Origin of the sequence: Streptomyces sp. NPDC048473 (assembly GCF_043200155.1) — a bacterium.
Lineage (GTDB): Bacteria > Actinomycetota > Actinomycetes > Streptomycetales > Streptomycetaceae > Streptomyces.
Genome location: NZ_JBICXE010000054.1, coordinates 23113 through 38003 on the forward strand (window position 1 = coordinate 23113; position 14891 = coordinate 38003).

The window sequence follows — 14891 nt, forward strand, 5'->3', positions numbered from 1 at the left end:
TCGTCGACATCCGCCGCGCCCGGTCTGGCCCCAGAGGGGCCTCGGAAGGGCCGCCCTCACTTCACCACCCCCAGTCGCTTCTGTCTCAAACGGGAGAGCTCCATGCCTTCATCTGTCATGTTCACATCCAAGAGTGGCGGTCACGCGTCGTCGGCCGCTGTCTCCGCCGTCGGTCTGCGCAAGTCCTACGGCGACAAGACCGTCCTCGACGGCATCGATCTGCAGATCCCGGCCGGGTCGGTCTTCGCGCTGCTCGGGCCGAACGGCGCCGGCAAGACCACTGCCGTGAAGATCCTGTCCACGCTCATCACCGCTGACGGCGGCCAGGCCCAGGTTGCGGGCCACGACGTCGCCGCCGACTCGCAGGCGGTGCGTGCCGCGATCGGTGTCACCGGGCAGTTCTCCGCCGTCGACGGACTGATCACCGGCGAGGAGAACATGCTCCTCATGGCGGACCTGCACCACTTGTCCAAGCGCGAGGGGCGGCGGGTCACCGCCGAGCTGCTGGAGCGGTTCGACCTGGTCGATGCCGCGAGGAAGCCCGCCTCCACCTACTCCGGCGGCATGAAGCGCCGCCTCGACCTCGCCATGACGCTGGTCGGCGATCCGCGGATCATCTTCCTCGACGAGCCGACCACCGGCCTCGACCCGCGCTCCCGGCACAACATGTGGCAGATCATCCGCGGGCTGGTCTCCGACGTGGTGACCGTCTTCCTCACCACCCAGTACCTGGACGAGGCCGACGAGCTCGCCGACCGCATCGCCGTCCTCAACGACGGGAAGATCGCCGCCGAGGGGAGCGCCGAGGAGCTGAAGCGGATCGTCCCCGGCGGGCATGTGCGGCTCCGCTTCTCCGACCCGTCCGCGTACCAGTCCGCCGCCTCCGCTCTGCGCGAGGTCACCCGGGACGACGAGGCGCTGGCGCTGCAGATCCCCAGCGACGGCAGCCAGCGCGAACTGCGCTCCATCCTCGACCGGCTGGACTCCGCCGGCATCGAGGCCGACGAGCTGACCGTGCACACCCCCGACCTCGACGACGTCTTCTTCGCCCTCACCCCCACCACCGTGCCCACCCAGCCCAACCAGCCCAAGGAGACAGTCCGATGAGCGCCCTGACCCTCGCCGTACGCGACTCGTCCACGATGCTGCGCCGCAACCTCCTGCACGCGCGGCGCTACCCGTCCGGAACCCTGAACCTGCTGCTCGCGCCGATCATGCTGCTGCTGCTCTTCGTCTACATCTTCGGCGACGTGATGAGCGCGGGCATCGGCGGCGGCGGCGCCGACCGCTCCGAATACATCGCCTACATCGTCCCGGGCATCCTGCTGATGACCATCGGCAGCACCGTGATCGGGGCCGCGGTGTACATCTCCATGGACATGAGCGAGGGTCTCATCGCCCGCTTCCGCACCATGGCGATCCACCGCAGCTCCGTGATCATCGGGCACGTCGTCGGCAGCGTGCTGCAGTGCATCGCCAGCGTGGTCCTCGTCGGTGCCGTCGCCGTGGCCATCGGCTTCCGGTCCAACGACGCAACCGCCCTGGAATGGCTGGCGGCGTTCGGGCTGCTCGTACTGTTCGCCCTGGCGTTCACCTGGATCGCGGTCGGCATCGGTATGGCCAGCCCGAACGCCGAGGCGGCCGCCAACAGTGCACAGCCGCTGATCCTCCTTCCGCTCATCTCCAGCGCCTTCATCCCGGCCGACACGATGCCGGGCTGGTTCCAGCCGATCGCCGAGTACCAGCCCTTCACACCGGCCATCGAGACCCTGCGTGGCCTGCTGTTCGGCACCGAGATCGGCAACAACGGGTGGATCGCGATCGCCTGGTGCGTCGCCCTGACCGTGCTCGGCTACCGCTGGTCGACGGCGCAGTTCAACCGCGACCCGAAATGAGCGCGCGGGCTGCCTTCCGCAGCCCGTCCCGCTCGGCGTACTCCGACACCGCGTCGGCGTACGCCGCCCTGCCGGCGTCCTCGACCCGCCAGGCCGGGGCCGCGGCATCGTCGGCTGGAACTCCCGTAGCAGGCCGAGCCGTTCGGCCAAAGCGACCAACTGCACTGCGGAAGGGCCGCCGCCGGCAAGGCCCGCCACGGCGCCCGTGCAAGGCGGCGTCCCCGTCCCCGAGATCGCCAAGAAGCTCACCATCAGGACCGGCAAGAACGCGGGCACCAGCCGGTCGGTCGCGCCCGCCCGGCGAAGCTCCTCGCGATCGTCAGTGTCGCGGGCGATCGCGAGGCTCGGTCACGCGACCAGGCGCAGCCAGGCCGCCGCGAGTGCGGCGTGACCGGCCGGCGTCGGGTGCACGCCGTCCGCGGCCCAGTACTCCTGCCCGGTCTTCGCGGCGAGCTCGGCGAACATGCCGTCGGCATCAAGCAGATGTGCGCCGTACTTGCGGGCGAGCTTGCGCACGGCCTGGATCTTCGGGTCCAGGTCGGTGCGCCATTGCTTTCGCTCTTCCTCTCCGATGAGTGCGACTCCGGCACCGGCCTCGACGACGCCGTGGATCGGCAGGAGGAACGGCTCTATGAGGATCAGCTCCGTGCCCGCCTCGGCGAGGGGAGCGAGCAGGCGGTCATAACCTGCTTCGAACTCCTCCACGGGGATCACGTACCCCTTCGGGTCCAGCGTGTGCCAGCCCATGTCGTTGACCCCGACGAGGATCGACACCACGTCCGGGCGCGCGTCGAGCACGTCTGCCTGCCAGCGGGCTTCGAGGTCCATCACCTTGTTGCCGCCAATCCCGGTGTTCAGCCAGGTCACGGGGCGGTCCGGGTGCCGGAGTCCCCACTCGCCCGCGACGCGCAGCGGGTAGCCGAACCCGAGGCCGTCTTCGCTCGCCAGCCGTTGGCAGTCGGTGATCGAATCGCCGGTGAACATCACGGTGCTTCCCGGTCGGACAGTGATCGTCATGTGCGCTCCTTGAGCTCGGGTGAAGAGAGGAAAGCGGAAACCCACAGCCGGATGGGCACCCGGCAGGACCTCTCGAAAGGTGCCGGACCCCACCGGCATCGGACCGACAGCCCCCGATATGCCACCGACACCACGGCTCCGCCGCCCGATCACCCCTGGTCGAAGCGCCGATCAGCCAGGACTGCCAGGCATCTGCCTCCCCGAGCCAGTGCGCCCGCGGGCGGTTGTGCGCGTCACCGCCGGAGACAGTGACACCCCCGTGCCCGCATTCCTCGAAATCGTCGCCGCCGACGGAGACACCCGGACTACCGCCGGACCATCGACTGGGCCTGAGAGGAAGAACTGTGATCCGGTAGCCGTAAAGCTTCGGAACCATACAGGGGCCTACCCCGCCCACCACTTCAGCAGCCGGCCGCCGAAATCCGATCCGAGGAACAGACATCGGTTCCCGATCGGGGCCCTCTCGTAGGACACTCGGAGCACAGAGCGAAGGAGAGATCTGTGACGGCTCAGCCCGAGCACCCCGCGGTCCCCAGGATCACCGGTATCCCGCGCACCATCAATGCGATTGGTGACGCGTTGACCGGTTCCGAGCGCGCCCGTTTCTACACCGAAGTCCTGGCCGCCGAGGAAAGTGCAGTACCGGCAGTGATGCACCAGTGGTGGAAAGTAGCCATGCTCCACCGCGCCCCCGCTGCCGCCCAGAGCCGGGCCAATGCCGCGGCCGGCCACTCTCTCGTCTCCGTCGACGATCTGCTCGTGGACGGAGTTCAGTGAGCTGGACCGTCTGGACCGAGGAGATCCCGGCGCAGACCGTGCTCGACATGCCCGTCGATCTCCGCAGGAAAACCGTGAACTTTCTGCGGGCCCTGGCGATCGAGGTCGGTGGCGCGATCGATCTGAGCAGGCGGCCGCCCGGCGACGCGATGGACGACTTCGGGGTCCGGTACTCCCTCGAAGTCCCGGGCGAGCCGGTCATCATCGAGTACATGGTCATGCGGGACGCCAAGGAGATCCGTGTCCCGGTCATGGTCTGGTTCCACTGACAAAGCGTGCGGGACAGGGCCCTGTGTCCTGTGACGGGACGCAGTACGGCCGCCGGGCCGCCAGCGTCGTCAGCGCCGGGGCGCCGGTGGACAGGTGAGCACCGGGAAGGCCATGGACCCCTCCGCGGCGGTGAAGACGACACAGACAGGATCCCCGCCCCAGAACGGTGAGACATCGATCAGCGGGTCGCCCTCCATGAAACGGAGCCATGCTCGGACCGTGCTGAGGCTGGCCGAATGGGCCGTCAGCTCCCAGGCAGCCGTGGGATGGCCACGAGTTCCGGCCGAAGTGATTGCATCAGCCGGATCGCCGACGGTGCTCACCGCCATGGCTGCGCCGTCGTAGAGCATCCGGATCCCATGGGCGCGTCGACGCGCAGCCTGGGAGCGCTGTCCAACAGCCGGTACAGGCCCCGGTGTCCTAGCTCAGGCACCAGCCGCAAGTAGCGGGGTGATCACCTACTCACCGTCGGGGCGGTCTGCTCGTCGTGTTCGCGGAGCATCCGCATGACGGTGGCGGGCGAGGGGTGCTGGCCCTTTTTCGCGCCCGTGGTGATGACAAGCCGCTTGGCGATGTCGCGCAGGCTCATCTCCTGGTCGCGCAGGTGTAGGGCCATGGACAGCATGTCGTCGTCGGTCACCCCGGCGCCGCCGATGATCTTGCCGCGCTTGCGGGCGGACTCGTGGCCTTCGAGGGTGCGGTCACGGATGTACTCGCGTTCCATGCCGGACATCGCGGCGAGCACGGTGAACACTATGCCGGACGGGTCGTGCGAGCCCTTCAGCTTCCCGGTGAGACCCAGGCCGGCATCGCTCGCCTTCAGTTCCTCGGCGAGCATGGCGAGTTCAATGCCGCGGCCGAGCCGCTTGTGCTCGTGCACGACGAGGGTGACGGCGACGCCGGATGAGCGGATCTCCCCGGCGAGCTTCACCGCGGCGTCCAGCTCCGGGCGCTTGGTGGCGCGGGTGGAGATCTTCTCCGAGAAGACGCGGGTGACTCCGGCCTCGGTGAGGGAGTCGAGCTGTGCGTCGAGGGACTGCCGCGCGGTCGACGCTCGCGCGTACCCGAGGCGGACGTGTCCGACTGGTTCGGCGCCAGCGCTGACGGGCCGGGGCATTTCGATCCAGGCGGAGCCCGGCTTGCGTACGGCGGGGGTCGGCACGCTGAGGGCCTTGGCGAGTTGGGGCACGAGGCGGAAGCGGGCGGTGTGGTACTGGATGGCCACCTTGCCCTTGCCGGCGCGGCACGGGAAGCCCGCGGGGGCGGCACAGGTGGACATGGGGCAGTCGTGCGATTCAACGCGCTTGAAGTCGTCGCTCACGAGCCGAGACTGTTTCATGAGGCTGTTTCAGGCGCCCAGTTGTTTGCAACAACTCATGAAACATGATCTGCGCAGGTGGACCTCCGGGAGTCCACGAGCCGGCATGCGGCCCGACCTCATTGTCCGGGACTTCCGACCTGACGCAGCGGCCCTCGACGCTCGCTGGTGCGGCGACATCACATACATCCCGACCGGCGAGGGCTGGCTGTATCTGGCCACGGTCATCGACATCGCCTCGCGCCGGGTGGTGGGCTGGGCGACGGCCGATCACCTGCGGACCGAGCTGGTCGCCGATGCTCTGAAGGCCGCCTGCCGGCAGCGTCGCCCCACCCGTCCGGTGATCTTCCACTCCGATCACGGGCGTCAGTACACCAGTCAGCAATTCGCCTCCCTGGCTGACCAGTTCGGCATCCGGCTGCCGGTCGGCCGCACCGGCCAGTGCTGGGACTGTGAGGATGGGGTCACCGTCGCCGGGGCGGCCTGACTGGTGTTACGACCGACCCCTCGGGTGTCCTTGCTGTTGATCTGTCGGTCACTCCGGCGGCGGGCTTGATGCGGGCCGTCGACCGCGCGGGCAGTGACCGAATAGAAGCCTGTTGCCCCCAGGCACTCGTCACAGTCCTGTCCTCCCGCCCGGCCGACGGTCTCGCGCTGACCGCCGCTCCCGGGAGGGGAACCGACAGCCATGACCAGCATCCTGCAGGCCGAACCGGTCGGGAAAGTCGTCGTCGGAGTCGACACGCACAAGTACGTGCACACCGCCGTCGCAGTGGACGTCGTCGGCGGGGTCCAGGGCACTACCAGTGTGCCCGCCGACCGTGGCGGCTACGAACAACTCGACACCTGGGCCCGCCAGTTCGGCCAGGTCCTCGCCTTCGGCGTGGAGGGCACCGGCTCCTACGGCGCCGAAACTCGCCTCCCACCTGCGCAGACACGGCCACAAGCTGGTCGAGGTCAACCGACCCGACCGGCGGGTGCGCCGTCAGCGCGGCAAGTCCGACCCGATCGACGCGGAGAACGCCGCCCGCGCGGTCCTGGCCGGCACCGCCACCGCGGCTCCCAAGAGTGGCGAGGGCACGGTCGAGATGATCCGCCACCTCAAGATTGCCCGCGACGGCGCGGTCAAGGCTCGCACCCAGGCCATGGTCACCCTCAAGGCCCTGATCGTCACGGTCCCCGACGAGCTGCGGCAGCAACTCCAGGGCCTGCCGAAGATGACCCTCATCGAACGATGCGCCGGCCTGCGGCCGGGCCCCGTGACCAGCCCGGCAGCCTCCGCGAAGCACTCCATACGCGCCATGGCCCGCCGCTGGAAAGATCTCCACGACGAGGTCAAGGAACACGACGTTCTGCTGGGGCAGCTCACCAAGGGCCACGCGCCCGACCTGGTCGACGCCTTCGGCATCGGCGCGGACACCGCTGCCGAAGTACTGGTCACCGTCGGCGACAACCCCGAGCGCATCCGCTCCCAGGCCGCGTTCGCCAAGCTCGCGGGCGTCTGCCCCGTCCCGGCCTCGTCCGGCAAGACAGCCAGCAGCATCGACCCGCCGTCAGGGGCCAGCAGGCGGCGCCGCTGGGCCGGCTTCAGCGAACTCCACTTCACCCAGCGGCCGTTGACCCGGCCGCCCTGGCCGTTCACCTCGGTCACAAACAGCGGCTCGCCCCACCGCTTCGGCGGCCGCCAAGCAGAGCCTTCGCAGGCCGGCATCCGCTCCAAGGCAAGGTAGGAGTGGACGCGGGCCAGCGCGGTGTAACTCACCAATGTCACCCGGAACTTGCTGCCCTTCGTGATCTCCTCCGGGAGAGGAAACGGGATCGGCATGAGCCGGGGAGCGGCCGGTAGCGGCGGGATTTCGCAGGCCAGCAAGTAGGTGAACTCCTGAAGGCGGGTCCCGGAGGACAGCACCAGGTCGGCCACCGAGGAGTTGCGGGCCAGGTGCCTCCCGCGAAACCGCTGCAGGCCGTCGTCTTCGCTGCCGTCCGGCCTCAGCCCGGCCAGGGCGTTCACGAACATGGAGGCGAAGTCGTCCTCCAGGTACTTGATGGTCACGTGCGCATGCGGAACCCGCCGCCTCGCCTGGTTCACCATGATCTCGCGGACGGTTTCCGCGTAGACCACCGCCGCCTGCTGGTAGGTGAAGGGCACCGACGTCGCGTACGACTCGTCGACCGCCCACCGGTAATACTTGCCGAGCACGCTCATGTGCTGGTTCCAGGTCACGGCCCCGAGCCGCTGCTTGAGATCCCCACTGGAACGGTCCACCGCGTACGTGCTGAGCAGAGCCTTCAGCCGGTCCCGGGTATCGAAGATCTCCACCCCGTGCAGCCGGGCCGACACGAACCAGTCCCGCAGGATCCGCGCGTACGTACCCCAAGACGAGGGCGCCTGACCCTTCTCCGTCGGCCGCAGACGGAGCCACTCGTTGCCCACCGTGGTCGCCCGCAGCCCGCGCTCGTCCTCGAAGAGCAAGTCGTCATCGACGAGGAAGGCCATCCCCTCCGGGATCACCGGCTTCGCCGGCAGCCCCCAGGACTCCCAGCCCTCACTCGAGTAGAACGCAACCTCCATGCCCCCGACCGTACGGACGGGACACAGCACAGAACACCCAACAAATGCGTTCGAGCCCTCGCCCAACTCCGCTTACGAGACACGACAGTTAAGCGTGAACAACCGCTCCGGGTGATCGTCGCCGACGCCCGCCGCCACAACGTGCCCGTGCTGCCCGTCGACGTGAACAAATCCGCGCCCACGCACCAGGTCGAAAAGACCGGCACAGGCTTCGGTGTCCGGTTGTCGCTGTCCTCGGTCAAGGGCATCAGCGAGGACCAGGTCGCCCGGATCGCTGCCGGCCAGCCCTACAACTCCCTGCAGGACTTCTGGCAGCGGGCCCACCCGGCACTGCCGATCGCCGAACGCCTGATCCAGGTCGGCGCGCTCGACCAGCTCAAGGGCGACCAGACGCAACGCGACCTGCTGCTCCAGGCCGCCGAACTCCACCGCCACACCCGTACCCGCCCCGGTGCCGGACAGCTCCCGATCGACGACACCCTCATCACCGCCGAACCGTCCGGACTGCGGGAGATGACCAGCCGCGAGGCCCTCGACGCCGAACTCAACGTGCTGAAGATCGACGTCTCCCAGCACCTCATGGAGCACCACCACCGGTTACTCCGGGAGATCGGCGCCACCGACGCCAAGCACCTCAAGGCAATGCACCCCGGACAGCAGGTCCTGGTCGCCGGTGTCCGCGCTTCCACCCAGACCCCGCCCATCCCGTCCGGCAAGCGCGTCATCTTCGTCACCCTCGAAGACGGCTTCGGACTGATCGACTGCGCCTTCTTCGAGAACTCCCACGAGGACTGCGCGCACTCCATCTTCCACAACGGGCTGCTGCTCGTCCGCGGAACCGTCGAAGCCCGCGGCCCTCGCCGCACCGTCGTCGGACAGATGGCCTGGAACCTCGAAGAGCTCGCCGCAGCCCGCCGCGACCACGGCCCCCAGGCCGTCCTCGACCTCCTCGGCCACCACGAACCCGCCCCCACCCCCGCCCAGCCGGCCCACGCACCGGCCCGCACGCCCACGAACGGAACCGCCGGCGCAAAACTCCACCCGTACGCCGACCTCCAGCCAGCCGGCACCCGATCCGCCGACCTCACCCGGCTCGGTCCTGTTGACCGAACTAACGGCGTTCCAGGCGTCTCTGGTCGAGGGGGGAACCCCAAGTGAACCCGCGCCCAGACCGCCGCGGCCCCCGGCAACGTCCTGCGCACCGCCGCCCACCTGGCCGCCGACCACGGCCCCTTCAACCTGGTCCTGGCCGGAGGCCTCTTCGACTACCTCGAAGAACGCTTCGCCCGAGCCCTGATCCGCACCACTCTGTCCCGCCTGTGCCGCCCCGGAGGCACGTTCTACTTCTCCAACATCGCGACCCCGAACCCCTACGCCGCCCTGATGACCCACATCGGCCGCTGGAACCTCGTCGAACGCACCCCCGCCGACATCGAGGCCGACGTCCGTGCCGCCGCGCCGCCGGGAACCGTCGCCGGACTGGACATCACCGCCGATGCCACTGGCCTGACGCTGTTCGCGACGGTGCGGCGCGCTGACGAGCCGGGGTGATCCCCGCAGTCGGCTTCGTGTTCGTCGCCGACGCAGCCTCGATCGTCAGTCGAGGCCTTCGATGATGCGGAAGTCGCGCTCGACGCCGTCAGCAAGTGCGGCCAGCGCCTCCTGGTAGGCCGCACTCGCATGTGCGGCGACCGCCTGTTCGAAGCTGTCGAACTCGATCAGGACGGTGCGCTCGGCGATTCCGGCGTCGTGTGCGACGACCCGGCTGCCGCGGGCGAGCAGCCGCCCGCCCGCGGCCTCGACGGCTGGACCAGCCAGCTTGTTGTAGGCAGCCAGCTTCTCGGGGTCCGCAATGGTGCGGTAGGCGCTGACCCAATAGCCCTTGACCACGGTACCTCCTGTGTTCGGAATTGATGCTCAGAAGCATGCTCAGATCCATGGCCGGCGCGCTGTGGGTCAGCGAGCCGACGGAGACGGCGTCGAAGTCGGACGGCTTCGATCCTCAGCTTCCGGTTCGACTCGACCGGCCCAGGCCCGGCACACCGACTGGGGCTGTGATCGGATTGGTCTCGGGTGAGCGTCGGCGGGCGAGGGCGAGGCTGGCCATCGTCGTGATCGCCATCGCGGCGACGCCGACCAGCGCCGCGGTCGTGTAGGCGTCGTCGTTCGGGAAGAGGCGGCCCGTGGCGGTGCCGGCGGCCAGGACCAGACCGCCGATGGCGCTGCCCAGGGAGTACCCGACGCTGCGGACGACGTAGTTGAAGCTCATGGCGCTCGACGTCTCGCTCTTGGGGGTGACGGCCAGGATGACGCCGGGCATGGCGGCCGAGAAGCTGCCGACGCCGAAGCCCAGCACGCCCATGGCCGCGAGCAGTTCGGCCAGGTTGGACCGTGCGGTGGCGAACAGGACGAACCCGCCGCCGACGATGGCGGCGCTGCCGGCCAGGAGCAGGGGGCCGTCGATCCGTTCGCGGACCCGCGGCGTGAGCTTGCCGGCGACGAACCCCAGCACGGAGAACGGGATGAGGACCAGCCCCGCCACGAAGGTGGTCAGTCCGAAGCCGTAGCCGGCGCTGTGCGGCGTCTGCGCGTAGCGGGTGATGAGCGTGAGCAGGAGGTACATGCCGCTCCCGCCGACGAACATGGCGATGTTCGCCCCGGCGACCGCCGGGTGCCGTACCGCCCGGACGTCGACCAGGGGCGTCTTGGTTCGCAGTTCGGAAACGGTCCAGACGCAGAGCAGGAGTACGGCGGCGACGGCAAGGGTCACCGCCACGGCGAGGTGTCGGCTCCACAGGCTCCTCTCGCCGGCCAGGAACAGGACGAGGAGCAGTCCACCCGCCAGGACGAGCGCACCGGCCACGTTCACGTGAGCGGAGCGGCCTTCGGGAGCTGCGGGCATGGAGCGCCACGCGGTCACGAAGGCGATGGCGGTGACGAGCAGGCCGAGGCCGTAGGCGGCCCGCAGTCCGCCGAACTCGGCGAGCAGCGCGGCCAGCGGGTAGCCGACGCCGGCTCCGATGATGGAGACCACTGAGATCAGGGCGATCGTGGCCGCGCTGCGCTCCTCGGGAAGATGGTCGCGGGCCACGCCCATCATCAGCGCCGTGAGACCGAGTCCGACGCCTTGGGCCGCTCTGCCCACGAGCAGCCAGGCGAACGGCAGCGGCAGCACGGTGAGCGCGCTGCCGACGACGACGATCGCCAGCGTGGCGAGAATCGTGGCCCGCCGGTGCGGACCGGCTCCGAGCCGGCCGAGGACGGGTGTGGCGACGGCGCCGCTGAGCAGGGCGATGGTCAGCGTCCACTGCGCGCTGTCGAGGGAGACGTGGAACGTGGTCGCCACGCTGGTGATGAGCGGCGTCCCGAGGCTGGCGACCGCCGCCACGACCAGGGCGATGAACATCAGGGCGGGGACCAGCAGACGTGCCTCGGAACGTATCAGGGCAGTGCTCATGGGCTGGTCATGAGCCTGGGCCGCGGTCACCGGTCCGACTCCTCTCGGGCGTGGCTTTCGAGCTCCGCCAGATGCAGCAGCGCCGGAAGGGCTGCTGCCAAGGCCTCGACCTCGTCACCGGTGAGTTCGTCGATCAACCGCGCGTACGCGTCGACGCCCGCCTGGCGTCGCGTCCGGACGTACGACGCGCCGGCCTCGGTCAGGCACACCAGCGTGACCCGCTTGTCGGACGGATCGCCCTTCCGCTCGACCAGCCCGGATTCCTCCATCACCCGGACCAGGACGGTCATCGCGGGCTGGGTGACGCCCTCGGCCACCGCCAGATCGGTGATCCGTCGCGGGCCGGTCTTGTCCAGGGTGGCCAAGGTGGCGGCGGACGTCAGGCTCATGTCGCGGGGAAGGCGTCTCACGGCCCTGGTGGCCAGACCGTAGAGGGCTGACCCGATGGCATCGGAAGCGCCGTGCGCGGCGTCTCGGCGACTCATGCCTGAAGCATAGCAGCTTTATATGAATCCTTTATGCATCTACCGATCAGGGTTCGGCGATACTTGACTTACAACGCGTTCGCGTAAAGATGAACGGCGTCGGTTTTGATCGCCCTGTTGATCCCTTCGGAGGCGGCGTTGGTGACGCCGGTCGTGATCGCGGCGAGGATCTGCGGCCACCACGTGCTGACGTGCGGCAGCGAGTCGCGCACCGCGGCTTTGAACACGGTGCACATGTCGATCGCGACCACCTGGACCCCGGCCCGCCACTGGCGAGTCTGGGCGCCGATCCACGCCGACACACTCGCCGCGGTGCGGCCCTCGACCTGCCCCAGCAGCCCGGCACCGCCGACCAGGTCAACCAGCCCGACATGCCACCGGTCGGCGACGACTTCCCAGATCTCACCGCCGTCGGGCGCCTCGACCAGGCGGAACTTCGCTTTCCCGCGCCGGGTCTCGTCGATCCCCAGGTGCGTCACCGGCGGCGTGTCCTTCGGCAGCGCAGCCTCGGCCGCGGCCGTGAACGCGGTGTTCGCCACCGGCCACGACACCTCGAAGTCGCGCGCGGCCTGCACCACCGTCCGTCCGCGGTCGGCGACCGCTTCCCCGACCGAGGTACGCAGCCGCGACGTCAACCGCGACCGCGGTGGGATCGACGGCAGCGCCTCGGTGAACGTCTTGCGCCGGCACTGCTCGTTGACGCACCGCCATCGGCGCTTGGTCCAGGTCAGACCGGTTCGCCGCCCGGCCACGGGCAGGTCCCGCGGACGAGTGCGTACCCAGGAGTGCGGCCGCCCGGACCGCACCCCACAGTCGGGACAGCATCGGGCCTGCTCATCGCAGGTGACCAGGGCCGGCATCGGAATGTCGTCGGCGCCGACCTCGACGCCGACCACCTCCACCCCGACCAAGCCGAACAGCCGCGTCGTATCGTTGGACAAGCCCGTGGCCCTTCACGTGATCCTTCAAGCGTCGCAACTCGAAGAATCACAGAGCGTCACGGGCGTTCTGCACCCGTCAAGACCCTGACAGCGGACCGTGCCCACCGGGCACGGTTAAGTTCGAAGACCCGTGATCAGCTCCAGTTCATTTGCGATCAAGGTAGTTGGCGCCTCGCAGATCCGTGCTCTGATCCCAGGTCAGGGGCGGTTCCGACTGCTGGAGGACTGGGTGGACGATCAGGCTGGGCTCCGCGACATTTCGAAGCTGGCTGTGTTGCGAGTTGGGCGAGTTGAGGAGCGCGACGACCCCCTGCTTCCTTTTCGGCTACTCGACACGGTCGGCGGAGAGGTCGAGGAGGTAAGTGAATTTCTCCGCGAAATGCTGGCCGATGACGCCAGCCCGCTAACTCTCCGCTCGTACGCCTATGAGCTGCTGGGATGGTTCAGGTTCCTTCTCTGCACCACGTCAAGGGTGGATCAGCGTCCGACGTTGGGGGCGCAGGCCCGGGATTGGTGAACCGCTCCCAATCACGTGGATGGGGGGAGCTGTCCGCGCACCCATTCGGGATCGGGGTTGACGTGTGGTCGGCCCGCCACCATGACGGTCGGCACGGTCTCGTCGCCATCGTTGGCTGCCCTCACCGCCGTCGCCCCAGCCGGGTCGCGCCAGATGTCGACCCAATGCAGCTGGCGGGCGCTGCGGCCCAACCGGATCCGCAGGCGCAGGCAGTACTTGCAGCCCGCCCGCCAGTAGACGATCGGCCGGCCGTCGACCGCGCTGCGGCGTTGTGCCTCGACCGCACCAATCGACCGTGGGAACGCCAGCGGCGAGTTCAGCCCTGCGAGCAGGACAAACGGCAGCAGTAGTGCAACGGCGGTTCCGGGGGACCCCTTGACGGCCTGCGCGGTCGCAACGAGTGAGCCGCAGACCACAAGCAACATCGGCAAGATCCATGCACGCTTCATGATGACGCAGGCTATCGGTGGCGTAGGTTCGTCGGATCGACGGTCCCGACGTGCGGCCCCCGGGCGGTCAGTATCAGCGGCTGGTCTCGGCGGTGGCCGCGCCTGTCACGTCAGCCAGTGTCGGCGTGGCAACGCATCTGAGCGTCACGGGTGCGGACACGACCAGCAGCCGGTGGGCCTGGTGCCCGGTTGTCAGTGGGTCACGACCCTGTGGGCCGGAGACCCGGCATGCCGAGGTTGACCGGTGCGATGCGAGCCAGCCGTTGGCTCTCTTCGCGTTTCTGACGGAGGAAGGTGAGGGTGAGGTCGATGCCCTCGATCTCTCCGAGCCAGCCCTCCTGCTCGGCACGGGCCCGGCGAGCCAGGAGATCGTTCTCGATCTCGTCGAGGCGAGGCAGCATTTTGGGGTTGATGTTGAGCATGGGACATCGCAAACAAGCGTGTTCATGCTGACAAGGGGTGCCGTAGGGCCGAGCGCACCCGCCCAGCTCAACCTTTCGGTGGTCGAAGTGTTCTTCAAACCCGCGCCACTCGGTGTCAGTGACCGGGCGGTACTCATCTGCGGGGCGAGCCTGGCGGCGCCGGTCGAGAAAGCCCTGATAGTGGCGGACGACGTCTTCGTTGAACACGGCGACGTAGCCACGAGTTGTTTCCAGATTCAAGTGGCCAAGTAGGGCAGCGCCGATGTGGATCGGAAGACCGTGGTTCACCAGGTCGGTGGCGAGGAGTCGTCGGAAGTCATGCGGGGTGAAGTCGGCGGCGTGGAAGGCGGGATGGTGTTCTGCGAGTTCGCCGCAACGGCGTTTGAGCATGTTGACGACGGTAGTGTCGGAGATGACCTCGTGGTTTGTGCCGATCCGCCGTTGGAACAGGAACGGCATGGGCACGCTGCTGCATCGCTCGTGAAAGTCGTAGCGCGGCAGCAGTGGGATCGTACGGCCGTCCCGCGTGTGGCGCCGGACGATATTGATCAGAAACTCAAAGGGTTCTCGCTGAGGGTGTAGCGGACGTGGGGGCCGTGGAAGTAGCCGCGGACGATGTGGGGCTGGCGTTGGCGTCTACGGAAGAAGCGGCGGGTCTCGGCCGCGAGTTCGGCCTGGTTCCGGGCCCGGTGGCCTTTGGGCAGGCTGTGCTTGAGGTCGGCGTTGACGAGCTCGTCCGGGTTGAGCTCGGGCGAGTACGGGGGCAGGAAG

18 protein-coding genes and 1 pseudogene are annotated in these 14891 nt (G+C 68.6%); 9 read left to right on the plus strand and 10 right to left on the minus strand.

The features are described 5' to 3' along the window. Positions 1 to 102 precede the first annotated feature (102 nt). Together ACGFU7_RS41640 and ACGFU7_RS41645 are read left to right on the plus strand one after the other, a co-directional pair. Positions 103 to 1107 (plus strand): ATP-binding cassette domain-containing protein, encoded by a 1005-nt coding sequence (locus ACGFU7_RS41640; protein WP_393703357.1) that lies wholly within the window; start codon positions 103 to 105, stop codon positions 1105 to 1107. After that, the gene (locus ACGFU7_RS41645; protein WP_393703358.1) at positions 1104 to 1895 is read left to right on the plus strand and encodes an ABC transporter permease; all 792 of its coding nucleotides are present in this window, start codon (positions 1104 to 1106) and stop codon (positions 1893 to 1895) included. The genes ACGFU7_RS41640 and ACGFU7_RS41645 overlap by 4 nt, the downstream gene beginning before the upstream one ends. A 348-nt stretch (positions 1896 to 2243) precedes the next feature. On the opposite strand, the gene ACGFU7_RS41650 is transcribed toward ACGFU7_RS41645, so the two are convergent. Further along, positions 2244 to 2912: an SGNH/GDSL hydrolase family protein gene (locus ACGFU7_RS41650; protein WP_393703360.1), complete on the minus strand. Its 669-nt coding sequence runs from the start codon at positions 2910 to 2912 to the stop codon at positions 2244 to 2246. 501 nt (positions 2913 to 3413) lie between these two features. Between ACGFU7_RS41650 and ACGFU7_RS41655 the strand changes: the two genes are divergently transcribed. Further along, entirely contained in the window at positions 3414 to 3689 is a 276-nt protein-coding gene (locus tag ACGFU7_RS41655; protein ID WP_393703362.1) for a hypothetical protein, read from the plus strand. After that, positions 3686 to 3958 carry a hypothetical protein gene (locus tag ACGFU7_RS41660; protein WP_393703364.1) on the plus strand — a complete coding sequence of 91 codons (273 nt, stop codon included), beginning with the start codon at positions 3686 to 3688 and terminating at the stop codon, positions 3956 to 3958. The genes ACGFU7_RS41655 and ACGFU7_RS41660 overlap by 4 nt, the downstream gene beginning before the upstream one ends. A gap of 69 nt (positions 3959 to 4027) precedes the next feature. Here ACGFU7_RS41660 and ACGFU7_RS41665 read toward each other — a convergent pair whose 3' ends face one another. Further along, complete coding sequence (locus tag ACGFU7_RS41665; RefSeq protein ID WP_393703365.1) at positions 4028 to 4309, minus strand: hypothetical protein; 282 nt, start codon at positions 4307 to 4309, stop codon at positions 4028 to 4030. Positions 4310 to 4413: 104 nt separating this feature from the next. Then, entirely contained in the window at positions 4414 to 5280 is an 867-nt protein-coding gene (locus tag ACGFU7_RS41670; RefSeq protein WP_393703367.1) for a recombinase family protein, read from the minus strand. A gap of 103 nt (positions 5281 to 5383) precedes the next feature. On the opposite strand from ACGFU7_RS41670, the gene ACGFU7_RS41675 reads away from it, so the two are divergent. The 4 genes and pseudogenes from ACGFU7_RS41675 (at position 5384) to ACGFU7_RS41690 (ending at position 9400) form a co-directional block, all read left to right on the plus strand. Next, entirely contained in the window at positions 5384 to 5764 is a 381-nt protein-coding gene (locus ACGFU7_RS41675; protein ID WP_393703369.1) for a DDE-type integrase/transposase/recombinase, read from the plus strand. A 334-nt stretch (positions 5765 to 6098) separates the two neighbouring features. Further along, positions 6099 to 7007, plus strand: a complete 909-nt coding sequence (locus ACGFU7_RS41680; RefSeq protein WP_393703370.1) for a transposase — start codon at positions 6099 to 6101, stop codon at positions 7005 to 7007. A gap of 944 nt (positions 7008 to 7951) precedes the next feature. Continuing rightward, positions 7952 to 9007: pseudogene (locus tag ACGFU7_RS41685) on the plus strand (OB-fold nucleic acid binding domain-containing protein); the annotation flags it as partial. A 225-nt stretch (positions 9008 to 9232) separates the two neighbouring features. Next, on the plus strand, positions 9233 to 9400 hold the full coding sequence (locus ACGFU7_RS41690; protein WP_270085207.1) for a hypothetical protein: 168 nt from the start codon (positions 9233 to 9235) through the stop codon (positions 9398 to 9400). Positions 9401 to 9445: 45 nt separating this feature from the next. Here ACGFU7_RS41690 and ACGFU7_RS41695 read toward each other — a convergent pair whose 3' ends face one another. From ACGFU7_RS41695 to ACGFU7_RS41710, 4 genes are all read right to left on the minus strand, one after another. Then, on the minus strand, positions 9446 to 9739 hold the full coding sequence (locus tag ACGFU7_RS41695) for a DUF1330 domain-containing protein (RefSeq protein ID WP_248966384.1): 294 nt from the start codon (positions 9737 to 9739) through the stop codon (positions 9446 to 9448). 112 nt (positions 9740 to 9851) lie between these two features. Continuing rightward, positions 9852 to 11306 carry an MFS transporter gene (locus tag ACGFU7_RS41700; protein WP_393703371.1) on the minus strand — a complete coding sequence of 485 codons (1455 nt, stop codon included), beginning with the start codon at positions 11304 to 11306 and terminating at the stop codon, positions 9852 to 9854. A gap of 26 nt (positions 11307 to 11332) precedes the next feature. Continuing rightward, positions 11333 to 11791 (minus strand): MarR family winged helix-turn-helix transcriptional regulator, encoded by a 459-nt coding sequence (locus tag ACGFU7_RS41705; RefSeq protein WP_229876805.1) that lies wholly within the window; start codon positions 11789 to 11791, stop codon positions 11333 to 11335. A 68-nt stretch (positions 11792 to 11859) separates the two neighbouring features. After that, a complete protein-coding gene (locus ACGFU7_RS41710) occupies positions 11860 to 12732 on the minus strand; it encodes a transposase (RefSeq protein ID WP_393703372.1) in 873 nt (290 codons plus the stop codon). A gap of 130 nt (positions 12733 to 12862) precedes the next feature. Here ACGFU7_RS41710 and ACGFU7_RS41715 point away from each other — a divergent pair, with 130 nt between their 5' ends. Next, on the plus strand, positions 12863 to 13249 hold the full coding sequence (locus ACGFU7_RS41715) for a hypothetical protein (protein WP_393703373.1): 387 nt from the start codon (positions 12863 to 12865) through the stop codon (positions 13247 to 13249). An 11-nt stretch (positions 13250 to 13260) separates the two neighbouring features. Here ACGFU7_RS41715 and ACGFU7_RS41720 read toward each other — a convergent pair whose 3' ends face one another. The 3 genes from ACGFU7_RS41720 to ACGFU7_RS41730 all read right to left on the minus strand — a co-directional run. Beyond that, complete coding sequence (locus ACGFU7_RS41720) at positions 13261 to 13698, minus strand: glutaredoxin domain-containing protein (protein WP_393703374.1); 438 nt, start codon at positions 13696 to 13698, stop codon at positions 13261 to 13263. A gap of 200 nt (positions 13699 to 13898) precedes the next feature. After that, positions 13899 to 14579 carry a tyrosine-type recombinase/integrase gene (locus tag ACGFU7_RS41725; protein WP_393703375.1) on the minus strand — a complete coding sequence of 227 codons (681 nt, stop codon included), beginning with the start codon at positions 14577 to 14579 and terminating at the stop codon, positions 13899 to 13901. A gap of 89 nt (positions 14580 to 14668) precedes the next feature. After that, on the minus strand, positions 14669 to 14891 hold a 223-nt coding region (locus tag ACGFU7_RS41730; RefSeq protein WP_393703376.1), incomplete at its 5' end, for a transposase.

Bases quoted from the DNA above. Each gene is read 5' to 3' on its own strand.
- ACGFU7_RS41700 (WP_393703371.1), bottom strand. From the start codon at position 11,306: ATGAGCACTGCCCTGATACGTTCCGAGGCACGTCTGCTGGTCCCCGCC.
- ACGFU7_RS41665 (WP_393703365.1), bottom strand. From the start codon at position 4,309: ATGCTCTACGACGGCGCAGCCATGGCGGTGAGCACCGTCGGCGATCCG.
- ACGFU7_RS41675 (WP_393703369.1), top strand. From the start codon at position 5,384: ATGCGGCCCGACCTCATTGTCCGGGACTTCCGACCTGACGCAGCGGCC.
- ACGFU7_RS41690 (WP_270085207.1), top strand. From the start codon at position 9,233: ATGACCCACATCGGCCGCTGGAACCTCGTCGAACGCACCCCCGCCGAC.
- ACGFU7_RS41705 (WP_229876805.1), bottom strand. From the start codon at position 11,791: ATGAGTCGCCGAGACGCCGCGCACGGCGCTTCCGATGCCATCGGGTCA.
- ACGFU7_RS41720 (WP_393703374.1), bottom strand. From the start codon at position 13,698: ATGAAGCGTGCATGGATCTTGCCGATGTTGCTTGTGGTCTGCGGCTCA.
- ACGFU7_RS41725 (WP_393703375.1), bottom strand. From the start codon at position 14,579: ATGCCGTTCCTGTTCCAACGGCGGATCGGCACAAACCACGAGGTCATC.
- ACGFU7_RS41650 (WP_393703360.1), bottom strand. From the start codon at position 2,912: ATGACGATCACTGTCCGACCGGGAAGCACCGTGATGTTCACCGGCGAT.
- ACGFU7_RS41645 (WP_393703358.1), top strand. From the start codon at position 1,104: ATGAGCGCCCTGACCCTCGCCGTACGCGACTCGTCCACGATGCTGCGC.
- ACGFU7_RS41640 (WP_393703357.1), top strand. From the start codon at position 103: ATGCCTTCATCTGTCATGTTCACATCCAAGAGTGGCGGTCACGCGTCG.